Raw genomic sequence first — 21,739 nt, 5'->3', positions numbered from 1 at the left:
AGCCTGCCTGTGCGACAACAACCCGTGTCGTTGCGCTCTTAGACAGCTGCGAAAACCCGAGCCCCATGCGTGACTTCTAAGCAACGCATTGTGGCGAAAATGCAACGTCGCCGGTCACATTGTCAAGCAGTTCGGGAGCTTCTATACACCGATACGCCCAGCTCTCTGATCTTCTTGCGCAGCGTATTGCGGTTCAGTCCCAAGAGATCGGCAGCCTTGATCTGGTTCCCGCGCGTCGCGGTAAGGGCAGCAAGAATCAGCGGGTACTCCATTTCCGTCAGCACACGGTCGTAAAGTCCCGGCGGCGGCAGGCCGTCGCCGAAACCGGCGAAGTATGTCCGCATGTTTTCTTCAACAGCTTGGGCGATCGTCATGTTGCCATTGCGGATCGGCCCCTTGTCGATAGGGCTGTCGGGCACATCCGACCGAAGCTCGGCTTCGATGATTTCCCGGGTGATCACATCCTGTGGATAAAGTGCCATCAGCCGCCGAATGAGGTTCTCCAGCTCGCGCACGTTGCCCGGCCAGGCATAGGCCTTCATCAGATCGAGCGCTTCCTGATCGAAACGCTTGGAGCCAAGTCCCTCCTTTTCCGCCTGCTGGACGAAGTGGCGCACCAGATCCGGTATATCCTCGGCACGATCACGCAGCGGCGGCAGACGCAGTGGAACAACATTCAGGCGGTAGTACAGGTCCTCGCGGAAAAGCCCCTGATTGATCGCCTGCTTCAAGTCCTTGTTGGTCGCCGCGACGATCCGAACGTCGGTACGGATCGGCGTGCGCCCCCCGACTGTGGTGTATTCGCCCTGCTGCAGGACGCGTAGTAGCCGCGTCTGAGCGTCCATCGGCATATCGCCGATTTCATCGAGGAACAGCGTGCCGCCTTCTGCCTGCTCGAAGCGGCCGGTGGAACGTGTCTGGGCGCCCGTGAATGCACCCTTCTCGTGGCCGAATAGCTCGGATTCGATCAGGTCGCGCGGAATTGCAGCCATATTGATGGCGACGAACGGTCCGTTGCGGCGCTTGCCATAGTCATGCAGCGCCCTCGCCACAAGTTCCTTGCCGGTACCAGATTCGCCGGTGATCATCAGCGTCAGATCGGTCTGCATCAGGCGAGCAAGGACGCGGTAGATTTCTTGCATCGCCGCCGAACGACCGACAAGCGGCATACCGTCCTGCATGTCCTCGTCGAGCTTGGCAGGTTTACGCTTCGGCTCGGCCAGCGCACGGCCGATGATACCAATCAGTTCGGTCAGATCGAACGGCTTCGGCAGATAATCGTAGGCGCCCTTCTCGGAAGCCTTGATCGCTGTCATGAACGTGTTCTGGGCGCTCATGACGAGGACCGGGAGATCGGGACGCGCTTTCTTGATCCGCGGCAACAGGTCAAAAGCATTCTCGTCCGGCATTACGACATCGGTCACGACAAGATCGCCTTCACCCGCCGACACCCAACGCCAGAGCGTGGCGGCGTTGGAGGTAATTCGCACGTCATAGCCGGCGCGGCTCAGAGCCTGATTAAGCACGGTACGAATTGCCGCATCATCATCCGCGACGAGGATCGTTGCTGTCATCGAGTAGGTCCTGTGGGAGTTATGGTCGTTGCGTCGTCCATCGATGCGTCCTTGGAGGCCGGCATCAAGACGCGGAATGTCGTGCGGTTGTTCTGGCTGTCGCATTCAATGATGCCGCCATGATCACCGATAATCTTCGCGACGAGCGCGAGGCCAAGCCCACTGCCGTTCGTCTTCGTCGTAATGAATGGATCAAACAGATGCGGCAGGAGGTCAGCTGGCACGCCGGGACCGTTATCCTGAACACAAAACTCCAGCGGCAACGAGATCTTTTCGCGGGTCCCGGCGACCGACAGACGAATGCCGGAGCGATAAGCCGTCGTTAAAACGATCTCGCCATCCGGGCGATCGCCCACAGCCTCAGCGGCATTCTTTACGAGATTGAGGAACACCTGCACGAGCTGATCACGGTTTGCGTAGACCGACGGCAGCGACGGGTCGTAGTTCTCGGTAATCCGGAGGTGCCGCGCAAATCCGGCCTTCGCCACGGCCTTCACATGATCGAGAACGGAGTGAATATTGACTGGTATCCGATCAACGGGCCGCTCGTCCGAGAAGACCTCCATACGATCCACGAGCGAGACGATGCGGTCGGTTTCGTCGCAGATCAGCCGCGTCAAAGCGCGGTCGTCATCAACGACCGATTGCTCCAACAGCTGTGCCGCACCGCGAATGCCAGACAGCGGATTCTTGATCTCATGCGCCAGCATAGATGCAAGCCCGGTGACCGAGCGGGCCGCCGCGCGATGCGTCAGCTGCCGATCGATCTTGTCCGCCATAGATCGCTCCTGGAAGACAATCACGACGGAACCCGGATCGCTGACAACAGGGGCAACATACAGATCGACGAGCTTGTCCTGCCCGAGGCGCGGGGAGCTGAGGTCGACACGATACTCGTTGATCGGCGCCCGCCGTTCGCGAACCTGATCGATCAAGGCCAGCAGCGGACTGCCGAACGGAATGAAGGTCGAGATCTTGTAGCGGGCAAGGTGGGCGGCGCTTGCACCGAAGAAGGCCTCCGCCTCCCAATTCGCGAAAGCGACGAGGCCGGCCTCGTTCACCATCACGACCGGATTCTGGATCGCATTGAGTACAGCGATCGCAACTGCGCTACCGCCGTTGTCGATCGACGATGGCACGTCATTCGTCATGCAGCCTCCCGGGTCTGCGTGTTCGATGCCGCAGCCATCAATGCCTCGTAAAACCTTGCAGCTACCTCATCGGGCTCGCGCGCGGTCATGATCGCGGCCTTCTCCTGCGCAGCAAGACCAGGCGCGAAACGTTCGAGATACCAGCCAAGGTGCTTCCTTGCATGGCGAACGGCAACTGCCTCACCGTAGAACTCGAGCATCATTCTGTAATGCTCGGTGGCGATGTCGGGGACTTCCCACACTTCCGGCGCCGTCTTGCCAGCCAGTACGCCGGCATGCCATGGCCTGCCCTGACAGCTTCTGCCAATCATGACGGCATCGGCTCCCGAGCGACGCAGGATCTCATGTGCATCTTCGACGGTTTCGACATCGCCGTTTGCAACCAGGGGCACCGCAATGGCATCGCGAACCGCGCGGATCGCATCCCAGTCGGCCCGGCCTTCGTAGAACTGCATGCGCGTGCGGCCGTGGATGGTGATCAACTGGACGCCAGCGTCTTCTGCTCGACGTGCGATATCGGGCGCGTTGATTGAATTCTCGTCCCAACCGAGCCGCATCTTCAGAGTTACGGGAACGCTGACCGCCTTGACTGTCGCCTCAATGAGGCTGAGGGCATGGTCAGGATCGCGCATCAAGGCGGAGCCGGAGTAGCCACCAATCACCTTTTTGGCGGGGCATCCCATGTTGATATCGATGACGTCGGCGCCATGATCGGCAGCGATCTTCGCAGCCTCGGCCATCCAATGCGCTTCACGGCCAGCGAGCTGCACCATGTGGGGCTCAAAACCCGCGCTTTCGAGGCGCGCCCATGATTCGGCAGTGCTATTGACCAGTTCACGGCTCGCAACCATTTCCGTGACCACAAGCCCGGCGCCATAACGCCACGCCAGCTGCCGGAACGGCATGTCCGTCACGCCGGACATAGGGGCCAGAACAACACGGTTCCTGACTTCCACAGGTCCAATCCGCAAAGGTGAAGCGAGGTCAAAGTCCAGCAATTGATTATCTTTCAGGCACGCCGAATGCGTGCACTATTTTTAGACAGGTTTGAATGGCTTGCCAAGAGGGCAGTGCGCGAATTGATATTTTTCGGGCAAATGCTGGAATTCGGTGCGCCAAGCCGCTAAGCACCGACTGCAAAGTCGCGCTTTGAGGATTTATGCCGCAAATGCATCAAAAGCAACCAGCAATAGGTGTTGTCGTTGTCGCGGCCGGACGCGGCGAGCGCGCAGGCGCGTCGGCAGAGGGCCCGAAGCAGTATCGGGCGATTGGCGGTAAGCCTGTGATCACGCACACACTGGAAAAGTTCGCCAGCTGGGAGCTTACCCGCCACATCGTCGTGGTCATCCATCCCGACGACGAGGCCCTGTTTGCCAAGGCCGCCGCTCAACTCCAGTCCGGCACGCAGATCGAAGCTATTCACGGCGGCGCAACGCGACAGCAATCCGTTTTGGCGGGACTGCGCCATTTGCGCGGCAAGAACCTCTCGCATGTTCTGATCCACGACGCCGTGCGGCCTTTCTTCGATCATGCGCTTCTTGATCGCATCGCCGGCTTGCTCTCGGAGGGCGTGCCGGCAATTCTCCCCGCCATGCCCGTTTCCGACACGCTGAAGCGAGCTGATCTCGACGGAACGGTACTCGATACCGTTTCCCGCTCTCACCTCTACGCAGCGCAGACGCCGCAGTCCTTCGCCTTCGAGCCGATCCTCGCCGCCCACGAGAAGGCGGCTGCCGCAAACCTCACCGATTTTACCGACGACGCCGCCATTGCCGAATGGGCCAGCCTGCCGGTGCGCATTATCGAGGGACTGGCGGACAATGTAAAACTGACGGTCAAACGGGACATCGCCATGGCAGACAGCAAACTTTCAGGACAGGCACTTCCGGATGTGCGCACCGGCAACGGTTACGACGTCCACCAGCTCGAGGCCGGCGACGGCGTAACGCTCTGCGGCGTGTTCATTCCGCACGACCAAAAGCTCAAGGGCCACTCCGATGCGGACGTGGCTCTGCACGCCCTCACCGATGCATTGCTTGCCACTTGTGGCGCGGGCGATATCGGCGATCATTTCCCACCATCGGATCCGCAATGGAAGGGTGCACCGTCTCGCATCTTCATCGAGCACGCGGCCAAGATCGTGCGGGAACGCGGCGGCACAATCATGAACGCCGACGTGTCGCTGATCGCAGAGGCGCCGAAGGTCGGGCCGCATCGCGACGAGATGCGCGCCAAACTGTCCGAGTTTCTCGGCATCACCATCGACCGATGCTCGGTGAAGGCAACGACGAACGAGACGATCGGCTTTGTCGGTCGGCGCGAGGGTATCGCGGCGATCGCCACCGCAACGGTCGTCTATCGGAGCTCCTGAGATGAGTATCTTCCCTGACGATATCATCGTGCAGGCAGAGGCAATCATTCGCGACTTCGCAGCCTCGGGCCTGATGGTCTCGATGGCGGAATCCTGTACCGGCGGGCTGATTGCCGGCGCCTTGACTGAAATTTCAGGATCGTCTGCTGTCGTGGACAGAGGTTTCGTCACCTACACGAATACCGCCAAGATGGAGATGCTTGGCGTGCAGGCGGAAACGCTGATCCGGTTCGGCGCAGTCTCGGAAGAGACGGCGCGGCAGATGGTGCATGGGGCCCTCTTCCGCTCCCGCGCAGCCATTGCGGTCGCTGTCACCGGAATTGCCGGGCCCGGCGGTGGATCGGCTGAAAAGCCGGTAGGCCTTGTCCACCTAGCCGCGAAGTCGCGCGCGGGCGGCCTTATCCATCGGAAGATGCTCTATGGCGACATCGGTCGCGCTGAAGTACGGCTTGCGACGGTCAGAACCGCGCTCAGCATGATCCGGGAACTGGCTCAGCCGTAGATCTTCGTCGCCCGCGTTTCGAAGGCTTCCGAGAACATCCGGAAGGCGCGATCGAACATCGAGCCCATGACCGCGCCCAGGATGCGGCTCTTGAACTCGTAGTCGATGAAGAAGTGGACGTTGCTGCCCGTAGCCGTATCCTCGAAGCGCCAGCGATTGTCGAGATAACGGAATGGCCCGTCGATATATTTGACCTCGATGACGCGTTCGGCCCGGTTCAAAAGCACCTGCGTCGTGAAAGTCTCGCGAATCGCCTTGTAACCGACTGTCATATCGGCGATCAGCAGAACCTTGCCGTCACGCTCCTTGCGACTGCGAATGCTCAGCGCCTCGCAGAGCGGAAGGAATTGCGGATAGTGCTCGACGTCGGCGACGAGGTCGAACATCTGATCGGCAGAATGCGGGACGGGGCGATGCGTTTCGAACTGAGGCATGACCGGCAGTTAAGTGGGAGCGCCGAGAAGATCAAGAAGATGGTTCACCTCCCGCCGGCTTTTCAGCTGAAAAACCGGGACATCTCGCCCGTGCTTGTCTAATCCCGCGATCACAAGAGGCGCGAACTGCTTCTCGAAGGTCCAGATGTACGTCAGGAATTCCCGGTCCGGCAGGCGCTCCAGGCATCCGGGCGCCATGTCCGGCCGCGTTCTGCCGAAATGGAAGAATGCGCGCTTGCAGATACCCCAGAGGCAAAGCCAGCGCGGCATTCGCACCCAGACAACGAACTCTACGCGCGGGACGCGAAGATCGAAAGTCGATGGGCCGGTTCCGTCCATCAGCCACCGTTCGCCAGCGACAACCTCGGTGATCAGGCGGCGCTCTTCGTCCTTCGAGCGCTTGACCCATCCCGGCAGCCAGAAGAACTCCCTATCCATGGAGAAATAGGGAAGATCGAGCCTGCGGCTGATCTTCCGCGACAAGGTACTTTTGCCGCCCCCGGAGCAGCCGATGATCATGATGCGCGCGGACTGCCGGAGTACATTGGCGGCTTTCCGCGTATCGTAGATGTAAGCCGGCATTTCTCGTCGCCTCCGCAAACAAAAAGCCGCGGGGAAAATCGCCGCGGCTTTCGAAAAATGCAAGCGCTCGTTGATTATTCCGCTGCGATCAGCAGCTTTTTCTCGCGTGCGGCCTTCAGGCGCGCGAAATCATCGCCGGCATGATGCGACGAACGGGTCAGCGGGCTCGAAGCCACCATCAGGAAGCCCTTGGTGTAGGCAACCGTCTCGTAGGATTTGAACTCGTCGGGTGTGACAAAGCTCATGACCCTGTGATGCTTGCGGGACGGCTGCAGGTATTGGCCGATCGTCAGAAAGTCGACGTCGGCGGTCCGCAGGTCGTCCATCAGCTGCAACACTTCGTTTCGCTCTTCGCCGAGGCCGACCATGATGCCTGATTTGGTGAACATGGTAGGGTCCAGCTCCTTCACGCGCTGCAGCAGGCGGATGGAGTGGAAATAGCGGGCCCCGGGGCGGACCGTCAGGTAGTTGCCGGCGACCGTCTCCATGTTGTGATTGAACACGTCGGGCTTGGCGGCAACGACGCGCTCGAGGGCGCCGGGTTTCTTCAGGAAGTCAGGTGTCAGGATCTCGATGGTGGTCGTCGGCGACGCTGCACGGATCGCCCAGATCACCTTTTCGAAATGTTCGGCACCACCGTCCTCCAAGTCGTCGCGGTCAACCGACGTGATGACCACATGGCTGAGGCCCATCTGCTTGACGGCCTTTGCGACGTTCTCGGGCTCGGCCATATCGAGTGCATTCGGCTTGCCAGTCGAGACATTGCAGAAGGCACAGGCGCGCGTACAGATCTCGCCCATGATCATGAAAGTCGCGTGCTTCTTGTCCCAGCACTCGCCGATATTGGGGCAGCCGGCTTCCTCGCAGACGGTGACGAGCTTGTGCTCCTTCACGATCGAGCGCGTTTCCGCGTATCCCTTGGAGGTCGGTGCCTTGACGCGGATCCAATCCGGCTTGCGCATGACTTCCTGATCGGGCCGATGGGCCTTTTCCGGGTGCCGCACGCGCTTTTCAGCGTCTGGATTCATCCTGTCGAGAATAGTTACCATCAATAACCTGCCTTCAAACCGCCGGAAGCGGCCTCTTTCGTCAGCGTCTGACGAGTTTTGCCAGAAATAGCAAGATACAAGAGCCTATGAAACCCGTCACAAGGTAACCCAGCCAACCGCTGGCGACATAGATCCCGGCGCGGGTAAAGATCGCACTGGCGATGACCGCGCCCACTATGCCGATGATAATGTTCATCAGAACGCCGAAACGTATGCCCATCAGAATGCCCGCGAGCCACCCCGCCAAGCCCCCGATGATGACCGTGGCAATCCAACCTACGCCTTCCATCCTGCCCTCGCCCCTTTACGCTATCGCCCTTGCAATCAGAACCACGATGATGGCCCCGACCGTCGCGTGAATGATCTGCACCACCAACGCATTGTCGATACCGAGCGATATGCCGAGCGCGTTGAAGAGAAAGCCTCCGACGAACGCGCCGATAATGCCGCTCAGCAGGCACCGTATCAATCCGCCTCCTCCGACGACCAGACTGGCGAGGAACCCCGCCACCAGGCCGATCAGGAGAAAGATAAGCAGTGCCTGCGTACCCATAGACATGATGATTTCCTTTCGCTTTTTCCAGTCCGGGATCGGATGGGATCCAATCCGTCATAGAGAGCGGAAAAGGAAACTATCAAGCGTTCAGCACACGACCATAAGCGTCCAGAACCGCTTCCTTCATGGTTTCGGAAACCGTCGGATGCGGGAAGATGGTGTGCATCAATTCTTCTTCGGTCGTCTCCAGGTTCATGGCGACGACGAAGCCCTGGATGAGTTCGGTGACTTCGGCGCCGACCATGTGCGCACCGAGCAGTTCGCCGGTCTTCTTGTCGAAGATCACCTTGCAGAGACCCTGGTCCTCGCCAAGCGCGATCGCCTTGCCATTGGCGGCAAAGGAGAAGCGGCCGACGCGGATGTCACGGCCCAATTCCTTGGCCTTGGCTTCGGTCAGGCCGACGGAGGCTACCTGCGGGTGGCAATAGGTGCAGCCGGGGACCTTGCCCTTGTCCGTCGGGTGAACGTTCGGGAGGCCGGCGATCTTTTCGACGCAGACGACACCCTCATGCTCTGCCTTGTGGGCGAGCATCGGCGGGCCGGCGACGTCGCCGATGGCGTAGATGCCCGCGATATTGGTCTTGCCGTAGCCGTCGATGACGACGCAGCCGCGGTCGGTCTTGACGCCGACGGCCTCGAGACCGAGGTTTTCAATATTGCCCTGCACGCCGACGGCCGAGATCATACGGTCGGCGGTGATTTGCTGGACCTTGCCGTCAGCCGTCTCGACATGCGCCGTCAGGCTGTCGGCAGCCTTTTCGATCTTGGTGACCTTGGCGCTGGTCAGGATCTTCATGCCGCGCTTCTCGAGCTGCTTGCGGGCGATCGCCGTGACTTCGACGTCCTCGACCGGCATGATCGTCGGCATGACCTCGACAACGGTGACGTCGACGCCCATCGAGCGATAGAAGCTGGCGAACTCGATGCCGATGGCGCCAGAGCCCATGACGATCAGCGACTTCGGTAGGGCCGCCGGCTTCATCGCCTCGAAATAGGTCCAGATCAGCTTGCCATCGGGCTCGATGCCCGGCAGCGCGCGCGGGCGTGCGCCCGTGGCGATGATGATGTGCTTGGCGTTATAGGTGCCCTCACCCTTGATGTTCTTCGGAACCGGGTTCTGCGGCTCGACGACGGGTTTGGAGGACTTGCCGACGACGATTTCGCCGGGTTTGGTGATCTTGGCTTCGCCCCAGATCACGTCGACCTTGTTCTTCTTCATCAGGAAGCCGACGCCGCCGTTCAGCCGTGCCGACACGCCGCGCGAGCGGGCGACGACAGCCTTGACGTCGGCAGTCATCTTGCCTTCCAACACGAGGCCGTAATCCTTGGCGTGATTGGCATGGTCGAGAACCTCGGCCGAGCGCAGCAGCGCCTTGGTGGGGATACAGCCCCAGTTGAGGCAGATGCCGCCCAGATGCTCGCGTTCGACGATCGCGGTCTTGAGGCCAAGCTGGCTGGCGCGCACGGCGGCGACATAGCCGCCGGGGCCCGAACCGATGATGATGACGTCGTAATTCTCAGCCATGTTTTCCTGCCTTTGTTATCGGGCGTCGCGGGTGAGAAGCACCCACTCGTGTTTCCTGCCGTTTTCGAAGAAGGCCACGGCATTCGCTCGCGCCGCTTCCGAAAATCCATTCTTCTTGTAAAGCGACAGAGCCGCTTCGTTGTAACCTGCAGTAATCAGGCTGACCGGGGCGCTTCCCGCCCGCTCAATCTGATCACTAAGAAGCCGTCGACCGATCCCGATGCCTCGCAAATGGCTGTAGACACCCAGCGTTCCGATAAACCAGCTTCCCAACACCATTTTCTGCAGATCGATGACCGGCTTCAGCGCCGGGCGGTCCGCCTCATTATTCCGTATGCCTTCGTCGAGGCCGTAGCCGATCGCCGCTCCCGCGATCTCGCCATAGGCTTCGGCAATCACCGCGTCGCTCCAGTTGCCCTGCCCCTGGTCTCCGCTCAGCTTCTGCCGTCCTCGCTCCATCGGCGTATCGCAGCCGCCGTTTCCGAGCTCAGAGAGCCACAGCCAGGAAGCAAACCCATGCGATGCGATATCCGTGAGCATAGCCAGCTCCGTCGCATCTTCCCGCGTCGCAGGACGAAGCGAGACGAAGGATCCCATGCTCAAAGCCCCAGCATCATCCGCACAGTCGATTCCATGCCGCGCCCGAGAGCGCGGGTATTGTCCGCATCGAGGTGAATGCCATCGACCGGTGTCGTCTTCGCCACCGAATTGCCGTCAAAGAAGCCGCATCCGAGCTCGTCCGCGAGGTCGCGATAGAGGGTCGGCAGCATTGCCGATTCCTCGATGCCGCCGACGAACGACGCCGCAAAGGGCACATTCGCCGTGTCGCGGATCTTCGGCGGTGCCACGATCAGGATGTCCGGTCCATCGAATTCGAAGGGCCAAGCGTGGTTACGGATCAACCGCACCAGCCGGGCGATGCCCTGGCAGGCGGCAAAGGCCGACCCCGCCACGACGGGCTTCATGTCGTTGGTACCGAGCAGCAAAATGACGAGATCAAGCGGCGCATGGCTCTGCAGAATCGTTGGCAGAATGCGTGCGCCGTTCCGGTCGCAGTCGGCGAGATGGTCATCGAAGGCGGTGGTTCGCCCGTTCAATCCTTCGGCGATGATCCGCACTTCGTTGCCGAGTGCCGCCTGAAGCGCACTTGGCCAACGATCCTTGTAGGCATGACGTCCGATCGTATCGGCGTCATAGCCCCAGGTCAGCGAGTCACCATAGCAAAGAACGGTCTTCGTCATTTCCGCCTCCGCCGTTGTCTCAGACAAGCATGCCCATCGGGTTCTCGATGTAGCCCTTGAACGCCTGCAGCAGCTCCGCACCCAGCGCGCCATCGACGCAGCGATGGTCGGTCGACAGCGTGACGGTCATCACGGTTGCGACAGCCAGCTGACCGTTCTTGACCACCGGGCGCTGCTCGCCTGCGCCGACCGCGAGGATCGTTGCATGCGGCGGGTTGATGACGGCTGCGAACTGCTTCACGCCCATCATGCCCATGTTGGAGACCGACGAGGTGCCGCCCTGGAACTCTTCCGGCTTCAGCTTGCGGTCCTTGGCGCGCTTGCCGAGGTCGCGCATCTCGTTGGAGATCGCCGACAGGGTCTTCTCCTCGGCCTTGCGGATGATCGGGGTGATCAGGCCGCCAGGGATCGAGACAGCAACACCGACGTCGGCGTGCTTGTGCTTGACCATGTTGGTTTCAGTCCAGGAGACGTTTGCATCCGGAACATCGCGCAGAGCCAGCGCCATAGCCTTGATGACCATGTCGTTGACCGACAACTTGTAGGACGGCGCACCATCCTTGCGGGGTGCAGCGTCGTTGAGCTGGGCACGCAGAGACATCAGCGCGTCGAGCTCGCAATCCACCGTGACGTAGAAGTGCGGCACGGTCTGCTTGGACTCGACGAGACGCTTGGCGATGACCTTGCGCATGCCGTCATGCGGCACGAGTTCGTAGGAGCCCGGTTCGAAGAGCTTGAGCACGGTCTCGTCGGAAGCACCCTTCGGGGCAGCGGCCGGAGCCTGTGCAGCAGCCTGCGGCGCAGCGGCAGCCGGGGCCGCCTTGGCGCCACCACCTGCAACGGCGGCTTCAACGTCGCTCTTAACGACGCGGCCATGCGGGCCGGAGCCCGCAATTGCGGACAGGTCGATCCCCGCGTCCTTCGCCAGACGACGAGCGAGCGGCGAGGAGAATGTGCGATTGCCGCCAGCGGAAACGGTAGCAGGCGCCGCGGCCGGAGCCGGTGCGGCAGCAGCCGGAGCCGGGGCGGCCGGTGCTGCTTCCGCCTTCGGAGCTTCAGCAGCCTTCGGCGCCGGAGCAGCAGAGCCCGCACCGCTTGCGGCAGCGGATACGTCTTCACCATCGGCAGCAAGAACGGCGATCAAGGCATTGACCTTGACGCCTTCCGTGCCGGCAGGAACAACGATCTTGGCAACCGTGCCCTCATCGACGGCTTCGACTTCCATCGTCGCCTTGTCGGTTTCGATTTCCGCAATGATGTCGCCTGACTTTACCGTGTCGCCTTCCTTGACGAGCCACTTGGCCAGATTGCCTTCTTCCATCGTCGGAGAAAGGGCAGGCATCGTGATGTTGATAGGCATCGAAATACCCTCCCCTTGTTACTTGTAGCAGACGGCCTTCACGGCCTGCACGACTTCGTCGACGCTCGGCAAAGCGAGCTTTTCGAGGTTTGCGGCGTAAGGCATCGGAACGTCCTTGCCGGCGATCGTGAGAACCGGCGCATCGAGATAATCGAAGGCCTGCTGCATGACGCGGGTGGCGATTTCGGTACCGACTGAGTTCTGCGGATAGCCTTCCTCGACGGTGACGAGGCGGCCGGTCTTCCTGACCGATTCGATCACGGTCGGAAGGTCCATCGGGCGCAGCGTGCGCAGGTCGATCAGCTCGGCGTCGATGCCGATCTTCTCGAGTTCGGCGACCGCCTTGGTGGCATAGGTCATGCCGATGCCGAAGGAGACGATCGTGACGTCCTTGCCCGGACGATGAATGCGGGCCTTGCCGATCGGGAGAACGAAATTATCGAGCTTCGGCACGTCGAAGTGCTGACCGTAGAGGATTTCGTTTTCGAGGAAGACGACCGGGTTCGGATCGCGGATGGCGGCCTTGAGCAGGCCCTTTGCGTCGGATGCCGTATAGGGCATGACGACCTTGAGGCCCGGGATCTGGCTGTACCAGGCCGAGTAGTCCTGGCTGTGCTGGGCGCCGACGCGGGCAGCCGCACCATTCGGGCCACGAAACACGATCGGAGCACCCATCTGACCGCCGGACATGTAGAGCGTCTTGGCGGCAGAGTTGATGATCTGGTCGATCGCCTGCATGGCGAAGTTGAAGGTCATGAACTCGACGATCGGCTTCAGACCGGACATTGCGGCACCGACACCGACGCCGGCAAAGCCGTGCTCGGTGATCGGGGTGTCGATGACGCGGCGAGCGCCGAATTCCTGCAGAAGACCCTGGGTGACCTTGTAGGCGCCCTGATATTCGGCAACTTCCTCGCCCATGACGAAGACGCTGTCGTCAGCGCGCATTTCTTCGGCCATGGCATCGCGAAGCGCTTCGCGAACGGTCATGGAGACCATTTCGGTGCCGGCCGGAATTTCCGGATCGTTTGGCACAGCGGCCTTCGGCTCGGCCGGAACCGGAGCAGCGGCGGCAGGCTTTTCTTCCGCCTGCGGTGCGGCTGCGGCAGGTGCGGGCTGAGCAGCAGGTGCAGTCGAGATGTCGGATGCCGATTCACCGTCCTGAAGCAGGACTGCGATCTTGGCATTGACCTTCACGTTTTCGGTGCCGGCCGGAACCAGCAGCTTACCGATGACGCCTTCGTCAACGGCTTCAACTTCCATCGTCGCCTTGTCGGTTTCGATTTCGGCGATCACGTCACCAGACTTGACGGTGTCGCCTTCCTGCTTGAGCCACTTGGAAAGTGTGCCCTCTTCCATCGTCGGAGAGAGGGCGGGCATGAGAATATCGATTGGCATGGGTCGTCCCTCCCCGATTAGAGCAGAATGTCAGTGTAGAGCTCGGATGCATCCGGCTCGGGATCGGACTGGGCGAAGTCTGCGCTGTCGGCAACGATATCGCGGACGTCCTTGTCGATCGCCTTGAGATCGTCTTCCGAGGCCCAACCCTTCTCCAGCAGGCGCGCACGCACCTGCTCGATCGGATCCTGCTCCGAACGCATCTTCTGCACTTCTTCCTTGGTGCGGTACTTCGCCGGGTCGGACATGGAGTGACCACGATAACGATAGGTCAGCATTTCGAGGATGATCGGGCCCTTGCCGGAGCGGCAATGCTCGAGGGCTTCGTCGGCTGCAGCCTTGACCGCGCGGACATCCATGCCGTCGACCTGAATGCCGGGGATGCCGAAGCCGGAACCGCGGAGCGAGTAGTTCGACTGCGCGGTTGCGCGAGCGGTCGAGGTACCCATGGCGTAGCGGTTGTTTTCGACGATGTAGATAATCGGAAGTTTCCAGAGAGCAGCCATGTTGAAGCTCTCGTAGACCTGGCCCTGGTTCGCAGCGCCGTCACCGAAGTAAGCGACGGAAACGCTGTCGTTGCCGCGATACCGGTTTGCAAAGGCAAGACCTGTTCCGAGCGAGACCTGAGCGCCGACGATGCCGTGACCGCCGTAGAAATGCTTCTCTTTCGAGAACATGTGCATCGAGCCACCCTTACCGTGCGAATAACCGCTGCGGCGGCCGGTCAGCTCGGCCATGACGCCACGCGCGCTCATGCCGGTTGCCAGCATGTGGCCGTGATCACGATAGGCCGTGATGACCTGATCGCCTTCCTTCTGCGCCATCTGCATGCCGACGACGACAGCTTCCTGGCCGATATAAAGGTGACAGAAACCGCCAATGAAGCCCATGCCGTAAAGCTGGCCGGCCTTCTCTTCGAAGCGGCGGATCAGCAGCATATCGCGATAAGCGCTGAGCTCTTCATCACGCGTGAAATCGGCAACAGGACCACCATTGGTGGCCTTGTTTGCCGGCTTTGCGCTCGTTTTACGGCTGGAAACGGTCGCGGTTTTTCGCGGCGCCATTCAACCCTCCCTATGGGTTTGTCGGTTCTTTGGTTGGGCGTACCATAGGGAAGAAATTTCGCCACAGCAATGCCATAAATGCATGGCTCGTATTCATCAGCAAGTCACTGATAAATAATGCTTTATTTGAATTAACTGAATTCCAGTTAATTGGAATAGTGATTGAATATGACGATCTCATCGGCACGAGAAACATTCAGCTGAAGACGCGCTTTCTCGTCCAGCATATCCTTGTCCATCGAACCGTCACTCAGCAGCGCGACCTGCTTTTCGAGATGCTCGCGCTTGCCTTTCAGAACCGCCAACTCCCTCTCACGCGCTATCCGCTGGCGCTCGAACCCTTCGGTTGCCCGCAGACCGTAATCACCATGGATGCAATGATAGCCGAAGTAGGAAAGAAACGCGACCGTCATGGCTGGAACCACGAAACGACCGATCTTTTTCTTCTTGTGATGCTTTGTCCACATAAACGCACGCTCGAACGCATTACCTCGATGCGCTCAAGACTACCGGGCAGAGATTAACTGTCCGTTGACTATGAAAAATCAGGCAAGAAAAAACCCGCGCCTTTCGAAGGCGCGGGTCGAAGTGGTTAAAATCAGGCGCAATTAACCGCGGATGATCGAGCGGCCGGCATAGCGGGCCTGCGGGCCAAGACCTTCTTCGATGCGGATCAGCTGGTTGTACTTGGCGAGGCGATCCGAGCGCGACAGCGAGCCGGTCTTGATCTGACCGCAGTTGGTGGCAACCGCGAGGTCAGCGATCGTCGAATCTTCGGTTTCGCCCGAACGGTGCGACATGACCGCGGTGTAGGCTGCCTTGTGCGCGGTGTTGACGGCATCGAGCGTTTCCGTCAGCGAGCCGATCTGGTTGACCTTGATGAGGATCGAGTTGGCGACGCCCATCTTGATACCGTCGCGCAGGCGAGCCGAGTTGGTGACGAAGAGATCGTCGCCGACCAGCTGGACCTTCTTGCCAGCGAGATCGGTCAGAGCCTTCCAGCCGTCCCAATCGTCTTCGGCCATGCCGTCTTCGATTGAGATGATCGGATACTGGGCAGCGAGCTGAGCGAGGTATTCGGCCATGGCCCCCGGCTCCAGCGTTCGGCCTTCGCCTTCGAGGACATACTTACCGTCCTTGAAGAATTCGGTCGAGGCGCAATCGAGGCCAAGGCAGATATCGTCACCCGGCTTGTAGCCGGCTTTCTCGATCGACTTCATGATGAAGTCGAGGGCTTCAGGGGCGCTCTTCAGGCCCGGCGCGAAACCGCCTTCGTCGCCAACATTGGTGTTGTGACCCTGAGCCGACAGTTCCTTCTTGAGGACGTGGAAAACTTCCGAGCCCATGCGAACGGCTTCGCGGATGGAATCAGCGCCAACCGGAAGGATCATGAACTCCTGGAAGTCGATCGGATTATCGGCATGCGCGCCGCCGTTGATGATGTTCATCATCGGAACCGGCAGGAGGTGGGCGCTAGCGCCACCGACGTAGCGGTAGAGCGGCAGTCCGGCAGCCTGGGCAGCGGCCTTGGCAACAGCGAGCGATACGCCGAGGATGGCGTTGGCGCCGAGGCGCGACTTGTTCGGCGTGCCGTCCAGCTCGATCATGATGTTGTCGATCTGGATCTGGTTTTCGGCATCGATGCCGCCGATGGCGTCGAAGATTTCCGTGTTGGCGGCTTCGACAGCCTTTTCGACACCCTTGCCGAGGTAGCGCTTGCCACCGTCGCGAACTTCGACGGCTTCATGCGCGCCGGTCGACGCGCCCGACGGAACCGCCGCGCGGCCCATGCTGCCATCTTCCAGATAGACATCGACTTCGACGGTGGGGTTGCCACGGCTGTCGAGAATCTCGCGGGCGATAATGTCGGTAATTGCGGTCATCGGCTTTTCCTGCTTGAGGGTGGATAAATCGTTTGAAATCCGTCTTAATCGAAGATGCGCAAATTACAATGGCGCTTTGCGCATGCTTCGCAGCGATATTCGTGCGTGGCCTATTACACGAACATGTCAGTCTTTTGAACGTCAGCTTTTCGCGATCGCGTCGAAGGCCAGGAGCTTTTCGAGAAGCCTCGGCATGTCCTTGAGATAGACCATGTTCGGACCGTCAGACGGCGCGTTGTCAGGATCTTCGTGCGTTTCGACGAACACACCTGCCACACCGACGGCAACGGCCGCGCGCGCCAGCGTCTCCACGAACTCGCGCTGACCGCCGCTGGAACCACCCTGCCCTCCGGGCTGCTGCACCGAATGGGTGGCGTCGAAAACAACAGGGGCGCCCATCGCCGCCATGATCGGCAGCGAGCGCATATCGGAGACCAGCGTGTTGTAGCCGAAGGAAGCGCCGCGCTCGCAAAGCAGGATATTCGGGTTGCCGCTGGAATTGAGCTTGTTCAAGACATTCTTCATATCCCAAGGGGCAAGGAACTGGCCCTTCTTGACGTTGATTGTGCGACCGGTTTTGGCGGCTGCGACCAGCAGGTCTGTCTGGCGACTGAGAAAGGCCGGGATCTGCAGGACGTCGACGACCGTCGCCACCTCGGTGCACTGCTCCTCGGTATGGATGTCGGTCAGGACAGGAAAACCGTATTCCTTCTTGAGGTCGGAAAAAACCTCCAGCGCCTTATCAAGGCCGATGCCGCGCTGAGCGGAGAGCGATGTCCGGTTCGCCTTGTCAAAGGAGGACTTGTAGACAAGGCCGATACCAAGCTTGTCGCAAAGCTCCTTCAATACACCGGCGACCATGAACGCATGCTCGCGGCTCTCCATCTGACACGGTCCGGCAATCAGCGACAGCTTGCCGGTATTCGAAAAGGTGACGCGGCCGGCGCCTTCGCCGACCGCGACTTCGGAATTTGTCTGGCTCATCGTTTCTCCTCGAAGGCGAAGAGCGCACCCTGCCCGGGCGCTGCCTTCACCAGAATTCGATTGTTCTTGCGCGTGTAGGTCATCCCGTTAGCAGCCAAATGCGCTTCTGTCACGGCGAGATCACCGACCTTGAAAACAACGGCAACGCCGCGCAGGCCGCGATCGTCTGAGGGTGCAGAAATATCGAAGTAGGCATCCAGTCCATCGGGGGACAGAACGATGATCCTGGCGTTGGGCGTTGCAACACTCACACCAAAGGCCTCGTTGATCACCGTCAGGCCGTGCGCCGCGGCGCGCACAAATGGCGCAAACGCCTTTGGGTCCGGCGCGCCAAGAACGATCTCCGCGATCCCGCCCACGCCATTTGGGTGCACTTGCAGCGCCCTTCGATCGGCAGGCAGCGGATTGACCCTCTGGCAGGTGAAAAAAAAGAAATCAGGTGCGCGCAGGTCAACTGCGAACGCGAGTTTGAATGCAGCAATGGCTTCCGAGCCGTCGGGCATCTTCATCGGCCGCTCGAACTGCAGCATCTCACCGCCGTTGATCTTCTCCGCAAGGAATCTAGCGTGGTCGCGGTCGGCGTCCCCCGTCGCGAAGACAACTGCGGACAGTCCATCCTCGCCGCATCGAAACCGAAAGGCACGGTCACGCGCGGTGAAGACGTTGCCCTTCCTCGCCGACGCCTCGTGCAGTTCGAGGCTGGCGACGCCCAGCGGCTCCAGATAAGTTTCGTCGGCGAAGAAGATACAGGCGTTCTCTGTTCCGAACGGGTGCCGCGCATCTGGCGCGACGGTGAATCCCAGCATTCCGAGGCGCTCGCGCGCAAGCCTGATGTTGGACACCGGCAGCACAATGTGGTCCAGCGGATGTGCTTCGCTCATGGCAAACTCCCCGGGGATTTGCGAAGATGTGCGCCGGGCAAGAGAACAATGCAACCCCCTTCTCCGCATTCACTCAAAAGCGACGCAAAAACTGAACAAGTTGCAGGCAAGTTTTACGAAAATTTAGGTACTTGCAGAACACATATGGAACATATAGTGTCTGTTCTGGCTTTGTTTCACAACTCTGGGGTTCAACTTCGATGCTGACGCGCAAGCAACAGGAGCTTCTTCTCTTCATTCACGAACGAATGAAGGAGTCCGGTGTCCCCCCATCTTTCGACGAAATGAAGGACGCTCTCGATCTCGCGTCGAAGTCGGGCATCCACCGCCTGATTACGGCGCTGGAAGAACGCGGCTTCATTCGCCGACTGCCGAATCGAGCCCGCGCTTTGGAGGTCATCAAGCTGCCAGAGGCATATAATCCCAGTCTCCAGCCGCGCCGCGGTTTCTCGCCGAGCGTGATCGAGGGCAGCCTTGGCAAACCTCAACCGGTGGCGCCGCCAAAGCCGGCCGCGCATGCGGACAATGGCAATTCGGCCTCTGTACCTGTTATGGGGCGGATCGCTGCAGGCGTGCCAATTTCTGCAATCCAGAACAATACGCACGACATCACGGTTCCGGCCGACATGCTTGGCCCAGGCGAGCATTATGCGCTCGAGGTGAAGGGAGACTCGATGATCGAGGCCGGCATCTTCGACGGCGATACGGTGATTATCCGCAACGGCAGCACCGCCAACGCCGGCGACATTGTTGTCGCACTTGTCGATGACGAGGAAGCAACCCTCAAGCGCTTCCGCCGCAAGGGCGCTTCGATCGCGCTTGAAGCTGCGAACCCGGCTTATGAAACGCGTATTTTCGGACCCGATCGCGTCAAGGTTCAGGGCAAGCTGGTCGGCCTCATTCGCCGCTATCACTAAAGACAGGCGGCTCTCCGTCGAAGGTGCCGCTTCGCCAATTGTATGCCCGATGCCGCATCCAGGGCCGGTCAAGTGTCGTATAGGCCGTCGTCACGACAGGCGTTCCCTGTTCGTCTATTCGTATCTCTGCCGCACCCGAGCGGCGCAAGGTTTCGCCCGTGAACAACAATGCACCTGACCGGCATTCGTTTGCGCGCAGACGAGCGGGCGTAACGACGATGTCGGCGGTGTCGCAGGCAGCGCCGACGTAGGCGGGATCTTCGATGATCGTCAGAACGTAGCCGCTGTCGTGCGCCGCTGTGCACCAAGCGCCTTTCAGGCAGACGAAACGGTTCTCAACGCCTCTCGCAACGACCTGCCGCAACGCGTTGCGAGCGTTATGCAATTCGTCGGCCGAGAGCCTCCGAGGCTTGCCGTCGCCGTCTCGCCGGCGGACTGGTTTGACACCCTCTATCAGGAGCGGCGGCCGGGCTTGCTCCGCAACCAGAGCCCTTCGCCATTGGTCGAAAATGAAGTCGGGTGGGCGCGTCCGGTTGGAAGCAATAACCTGATTGTCGACAATCGCGACGAGACCGCCATCCTCGGCAATGATGAAATCTGGCGCCGGTCTGGACGGCGCGAGCACAACGAGCAGAGTTGCCAACGCGATCGCAACAGCGCCGAGGTACCGCAGTCTGGTGCGCAGAAGCGCAAGCACGAGGAAGCCTGCGACGGCGACAGGAAAGTACCAAACCGGCAATCGGCCGATATCGACGTTGCCGCCCCATCCCGAGACCATCTTTGCAATGGCGATCACAATTTCGAGCCCGAAGCCGGCGATTTTCCAGGGAACGATATCGAGGCCAAACGGCGTCAGCAGCATCGCGAACATGCCCATAGGCATCACCACGAAGGAGATTACCGGCATGGCCATGAGATTTGCGGGCAATCCATAAGCGCTGAGCCGATGGAAATGTTCGACTGCAAAGAGCGCGGTCGAGAAGCCTCCGATCATTGAGGAAAGGAGGATGCCAGCAAAGAAGCGTGCGACAAAAACTACGGGCTTCACTGCCCTGACTTGCAGCAAGGGATGTTCGCGCGCGGCTCGCTTCGACCACATCGCATAACCGGCAACCAGCGCAAGAGTCGCCGCAAATGACATCTGGAAGCTCGCGCCTAGCGCCTCGGATGGAGACAAGAGCAGAATCACCCAAGCCGATAGGGCAATGTTGCGCAGACTGATTGACGGCCTGTCGAAGAATACAGCGGCCAGCATGATCGCCATCATGATGAAGGCTCGCTCTGCCGAGACCGCAAAGCCCGAGATCATGTAATAGGCTGTCAGGGCGACGAGCGCGCCAGCAGCTGCAATCTTCTTGGTCGGGTACGCCTGCGTAACGGATGGAAACAGGCTCAGCAGTTGGCGTAGGCCGACGAAGAAGATACCCGCGGAGAGCGCCATGTTGAGACCGGAGATTGCCACGATATGCGCCAGACCCGCCTGTCGCAGCGCGTCGGTGGTTTCCCGCGAGATCGCGCGCCGCTCGTCGGTGACAAGCGACGCCGCAAAGGCGCCGGTGTCGCCCGGCAGGATTCCACGGATGCGGTCTCCAATTCCGCTTCGAAGACCATCCAGCCAGTTGGCTCCGCGCTCCGAAATCGATGGTGTGCCGACCGCTGGCGGCATTGAAACGCTTGGCGAACCATAAAAGAAACCGTTCGCGCCAATCTCGTCGAAATAGGCGCTGAAGGCGAAGTCGTTGAGCCCAGGCAGCGCCGGTCCCGCAGGCGGGGTCAATCGTGCCCGTCCCGTCAACCACTCCCCGATTTCGAACGGTTCTTTCTGCCCACGCGCGACGACTGAAACCCGGTCTGGCGGCCGCCTAATCTGAGGCGACTGAGTGCCGGAAATGGAGAGGATATAGCGCCAACGACCCGCGCCATCCCCCTCCCGACGCTCGACCCGACCAGTGATCGTTGTGGTGACGGGCGTATCCAGTATGACGGTCGCCCTGCTCCGCGTTTCGTATTGGGCCGAAAGCATTCCCGCGACGCAAAGCAAGCCGGCCAGTGCTGAACTCCGGACAAACGGACGCCCTTGGCCCGCCGCCATTGCAACAGGTGCCAACACAACAACCCATGCCATCAAGCGCATCGTGGGAGGGTCACTTGCGAGTTCGAACCAGAGGACGGCGCCGGCTCCGAGGAAGACCGGCGAGAACAGAAACAACCGTCCATGTTCCATCTCCGCTGTCGCGGAACCTTGGAGCCATGAAGCCCAGTCCCGT

The 21,739-nt window shown here is 60.4% G+C and carries 22 protein-coding genes; 3 read left to right on the top strand and 19 right to left on the bottom strand.

Going from position 1 to position 21,739, the window contains the following annotated elements:
• Positions 1 to 122: 122 nt before the first annotated feature.
• From ntrC to dusB, 3 genes are read right to left on the bottom strand one after another with little or no spacing between them, the layout of a single operon-like run.
• A complete protein-coding gene (gene ntrC / locus FHX16_RS19235; protein WP_016553855.1) occupies positions 123 to 1,574 on the bottom strand; it encodes a nitrogen regulation protein NR(I) in 1,452 nt (483 codons plus the stop codon).
• Entirely contained in the window at positions 1,571 to 2,725 is a 1,155-nt protein-coding gene (locus FHX16_RS19230) for a nitrogen regulation protein NR(II) (RefSeq protein ID WP_183864195.1), read from the bottom strand. Before FHX16_RS19230 ends, ntrC begins: the two co-directional genes overlap by 4 nt.
• On the bottom strand, positions 2,722 to 3,723 hold the full coding sequence (gene dusB / locus FHX16_RS19225; protein WP_405049297.1) for a tRNA dihydrouridine synthase DusB: 1,002 nt from the start codon (positions 3,721 to 3,723) through the stop codon (positions 2,722 to 2,724). Before dusB ends, FHX16_RS19230 begins: the two co-directional genes overlap by 4 nt.
• Before the next feature lie 161 nt (positions 3,724 to 3,884).
• Between dusB and FHX16_RS19220 the strand changes: the two genes are divergently transcribed.
• Both FHX16_RS19220 and FHX16_RS19215 read left to right on the top strand, forming a co-directional pair.
• The gene (locus tag FHX16_RS19220) at positions 3,885 to 5,096 is read left to right on the top strand and encodes a bifunctional 2-C-methyl-D-erythritol 4-phosphate cytidylyltransferase/2-C-methyl-D-erythritol 2,4-cyclodiphosphate synthase (RefSeq protein WP_183864194.1); all 1,212 of its coding nucleotides are present in this window, start codon (positions 3,885 to 3,887) and stop codon (positions 5,094 to 5,096) included.
• A gap of 1 nt (position 5,097) precedes the next feature.
• Positions 5,098 to 5,598, top strand: a complete 501-nt coding sequence (locus FHX16_RS19215) for a CinA family protein (protein WP_183864193.1) — start codon at positions 5,098 to 5,100, stop codon at positions 5,596 to 5,598.
• On the opposite strand, the gene FHX16_RS19210 is transcribed toward FHX16_RS19215, so the two are convergent.
• From FHX16_RS19210 to FHX16_RS19140, 15 genes are all read right to left on the bottom strand, one after another.
• Entirely contained in the window at positions 5,589 to 6,032 is a 444-nt protein-coding gene (locus FHX16_RS19210; RefSeq protein ID WP_113363054.1) for a type II toxin-antitoxin system RatA family toxin, read from the bottom strand. The two genes, FHX16_RS19215 and FHX16_RS19210, sit on opposite strands and share 10 nt — an antisense overlap.
• A gap of 9 nt (positions 6,033 to 6,041) precedes the next feature.
• A complete protein-coding gene (locus tag FHX16_RS19205) occupies positions 6,042 to 6,614 on the bottom strand; it encodes an AAA family ATPase (RefSeq protein WP_183864192.1) in 573 nt (190 codons plus the stop codon).
• Positions 6,615 to 6,688: 74 nt separating this feature from the next.
• Positions 6,689 to 7,663, bottom strand: coding sequence for a lipoyl synthase (gene lipA / locus FHX16_RS19200; RefSeq protein ID WP_183864191.1), 975 nt, complete (start codon positions 7,661 to 7,663; stop codon positions 6,689 to 6,691).
• Between the two features lie 40 nt (positions 7,664 to 7,703).
• Positions 7,704 to 7,952, bottom strand: coding sequence for a GlsB/YeaQ/YmgE family stress response membrane protein (locus tag FHX16_RS19195; protein ID WP_183756923.1), 249 nt, complete (start codon positions 7,950 to 7,952; stop codon positions 7,704 to 7,706).
• A 15-nt stretch (positions 7,953 to 7,967) separates the two neighbouring features.
• Positions 7,968 to 8,222, bottom strand: coding sequence for a GlsB/YeaQ/YmgE family stress response membrane protein (locus tag FHX16_RS19190; protein WP_007790427.1), 255 nt, complete (start codon positions 8,220 to 8,222; stop codon positions 7,968 to 7,970).
• A gap of 76 nt (positions 8,223 to 8,298) precedes the next feature.
• Positions 8,299 to 9,744 carry a dihydrolipoyl dehydrogenase gene (gene lpdA / locus FHX16_RS19185; RefSeq protein WP_183864190.1) on the bottom strand — a complete coding sequence of 482 codons (1,446 nt, stop codon included), beginning with the start codon at positions 9,742 to 9,744 and terminating at the stop codon, positions 8,299 to 8,301.
• 15 nt (positions 9,745 to 9,759) lie between these two features.
• On the bottom strand, positions 9,760 to 10,341 hold the full coding sequence (locus FHX16_RS19180) for a GNAT family N-acetyltransferase (RefSeq protein WP_259129721.1): 582 nt from the start codon (positions 10,339 to 10,341) through the stop codon (positions 9,760 to 9,762).
• A gap of 2 nt (positions 10,342 to 10,343) precedes the next feature.
• On the bottom strand, positions 10,344 to 10,985 hold the full coding sequence (locus tag FHX16_RS19175; protein WP_183756927.1) for an SGNH/GDSL hydrolase family protein: 642 nt from the start codon (positions 10,983 to 10,985) through the stop codon (positions 10,344 to 10,346).
• 19 nt (positions 10,986 to 11,004) lie between these two features.
• Complete coding sequence (locus FHX16_RS19170; RefSeq protein WP_259129719.1) at positions 11,005 to 12,345, bottom strand: pyruvate dehydrogenase complex dihydrolipoamide acetyltransferase; 1,341 nt, start codon at positions 12,343 to 12,345, stop codon at positions 11,005 to 11,007.
• A gap of 18 nt (positions 12,346 to 12,363) precedes the next feature.
• Positions 12,364 to 13,743, bottom strand: coding sequence for a pyruvate dehydrogenase complex E1 component subunit beta (locus FHX16_RS19165; protein WP_259129716.1), 1,380 nt, complete (start codon positions 13,741 to 13,743; stop codon positions 12,364 to 12,366).
• 17 nt (positions 13,744 to 13,760) lie between these two features.
• The gene (gene pdhA, locus FHX16_RS19160) at positions 13,761 to 14,807 is read right to left on the bottom strand and encodes a pyruvate dehydrogenase (acetyl-transferring) E1 component subunit alpha (protein WP_016553840.1); all 1,047 of its coding nucleotides are present in this window, start codon (positions 14,805 to 14,807) and stop codon (positions 13,761 to 13,763) included.
• Positions 14,808 to 14,953: 146 nt separating this feature from the next.
• The gene (locus tag FHX16_RS19155) at positions 14,954 to 15,274 is read right to left on the bottom strand and encodes a septum formation initiator family protein (RefSeq protein WP_007532419.1); all 321 of its coding nucleotides are present in this window, start codon (positions 15,272 to 15,274) and stop codon (positions 14,954 to 14,956) included.
• Positions 15,275 to 15,415: 141 nt separating this feature from the next.
• On the bottom strand, positions 15,416 to 16,690 hold the full coding sequence (gene eno, locus FHX16_RS19150; protein ID WP_037127725.1) for a phosphopyruvate hydratase: 1,275 nt from the start codon (positions 16,688 to 16,690) through the stop codon (positions 15,416 to 15,418).
• 141 nt (positions 16,691 to 16,831) lie between these two features.
• Positions 16,832 to 17,674, bottom strand: a complete 843-nt coding sequence (gene kdsA, locus FHX16_RS19145; RefSeq protein WP_183864186.1) for a 3-deoxy-8-phosphooctulonate synthase — start codon at positions 17,672 to 17,674, stop codon at positions 16,832 to 16,834.
• Positions 17,671 to 18,555 (bottom strand): VOC family protein, encoded by an 885-nt coding sequence (locus FHX16_RS19140; protein WP_259129710.1) that lies wholly within the window; start codon positions 18,553 to 18,555, stop codon positions 17,671 to 17,673. The genes kdsA and FHX16_RS19140 overlap by 4 nt, the downstream gene beginning before the upstream one ends.
• A 200-nt stretch (positions 18,556 to 18,755) precedes the next feature.
• Between FHX16_RS19140 and lexA the strand changes: the two genes are divergently transcribed.
• Positions 18,756 to 19,472, top strand: coding sequence for a transcriptional repressor LexA (gene lexA, locus FHX16_RS19135; protein ID WP_016553836.1), 717 nt, complete (start codon positions 18,756 to 18,758; stop codon positions 19,470 to 19,472).
• Here lexA and FHX16_RS19130 read toward each other — a convergent pair.
• Positions 19,453 to 21,696 carry a ComEC/Rec2 family competence protein gene (locus tag FHX16_RS19130; RefSeq protein WP_259129705.1) on the bottom strand — a complete coding sequence of 748 codons (2,244 nt, stop codon included), beginning with the start codon at positions 21,694 to 21,696 and terminating at the stop codon, positions 19,453 to 19,455. The genes lexA and FHX16_RS19130 overlap by 20 nt on opposite strands.
• Positions 21,697 to 21,739 lie beyond the last annotated feature (43 nt).

The sequence above is a fragment of the Rhizobium sp. BK661 genome, assembly GCF_024808825.1.
Taxonomy (GTDB): Bacteria; Pseudomonadota; Alphaproteobacteria; order Rhizobiales; family Rhizobiaceae; genus Rhizobium.
This window is presented reverse-complemented; position numbering and strand designations above follow the sequence as displayed.

Bases quoted from the DNA above. Each gene is read 5' to 3' on its own strand.
- ntrC (WP_016553855.1), bottom strand. From the start codon at position 1,574: ATGACAGCAACGATCCTCGTCGCGGATGATGATGCGGCAATTCGTACC.
- FHX16_RS19230 (WP_183864195.1), bottom strand. From the start codon at position 2,725: ATGACGAATGACGTGCCATCGTCGATCGACAACGGCGGTAGCGCAGTT.
- FHX16_RS19220 (WP_183864194.1), top strand. From the start codon at position 3,885: ATGCCGCAAATGCATCAAAAGCAACCAGCAATAGGTGTTGTCGTTGTC.
- FHX16_RS19215 (WP_183864193.1), top strand. From the start codon at position 5,098: ATGAGTATCTTCCCTGACGATATCATCGTGCAGGCAGAGGCAATCATT.
- FHX16_RS19210 (WP_113363054.1), bottom strand. From the start codon at position 6,032: ATGCCTCAGTTCGAAACGCATCGCCCCGTCCCGCATTCTGCCGATCAG.
- FHX16_RS19205 (WP_183864192.1), bottom strand. From the start codon at position 6,614: ATGCCGGCTTACATCTACGATACGCGGAAAGCCGCCAATGTACTCCGG.
- lipA (WP_183864191.1), bottom strand. From the start codon at position 7,663: ATGGTAACTATTCTCGACAGGATGAATCCAGACGCTGAAAAGCGCGTG.
- FHX16_RS19195 (WP_183756923.1), bottom strand. From the start codon at position 7,952: ATGGAAGGCGTAGGTTGGATTGCCACGGTCATCATCGGGGGCTTGGCG.
- FHX16_RS19190 (WP_007790427.1), bottom strand. From the start codon at position 8,222: ATGTCTATGGGTACGCAGGCACTGCTTATCTTTCTCCTGATCGGCCTG.
- lpdA (WP_183864190.1), bottom strand. From the start codon at position 9,744: ATGGCTGAGAATTACGACGTCATCATCATCGGTTCGGGCCCCGGCGGC.
- FHX16_RS19180 (WP_259129721.1), bottom strand. From the start codon at position 10,341: ATGGGATCCTTCGTCTCGCTTCGTCCTGCGACGCGGGAAGATGCGACG.
- FHX16_RS19175 (WP_183756927.1), bottom strand. From the start codon at position 10,985: ATGACGAAGACCGTTCTTTGCTATGGTGACTCGCTGACCTGGGGCTAT.
- FHX16_RS19170 (WP_259129719.1), bottom strand. From the start codon at position 12,345: ATGCCTATCAACATCACGATGCCTGCCCTTTCTCCGACGATGGAAGAA.
- FHX16_RS19165 (WP_259129716.1), bottom strand. From the start codon at position 13,743: ATGCCAATCGATATTCTCATGCCCGCCCTCTCTCCGACGATGGAAGAG.
- pdhA (WP_016553840.1), bottom strand. From the start codon at position 14,807: ATGGCGCCGCGAAAAACCGCGACCGTTTCCAGCCGTAAAACGAGCGCA.
- FHX16_RS19155 (WP_007532419.1), bottom strand. From the start codon at position 15,274: ATGTGGACAAAGCATCACAAGAAGAAAAAGATCGGTCGTTTCGTGGTT.
- eno (WP_037127725.1), bottom strand. From the start codon at position 16,690: ATGACCGCAATTACCGACATTATCGCCCGCGAGATTCTCGACAGCCGT.
- kdsA (WP_183864186.1), bottom strand. From the start codon at position 17,674: ATGAGCCAGACAAATTCCGAAGTCGCGGTCGGCGAAGGCGCCGGCCGC.
- FHX16_RS19140 (WP_259129710.1), bottom strand. From the start codon at position 18,555: ATGAGCGAAGCACATCCGCTGGACCACATTGTGCTGCCGGTGTCCAAC.
- lexA (WP_016553836.1), top strand. From the start codon at position 18,756: ATGCTGACGCGCAAGCAACAGGAGCTTCTTCTCTTCATTCACGAACGA.
- FHX16_RS19130 (WP_259129705.1), bottom strand. From the start codon at position 21,696: ATGGAACATGGACGGTTGTTTCTGTTCTCGCCGGTCTTCCTCGGAGCC.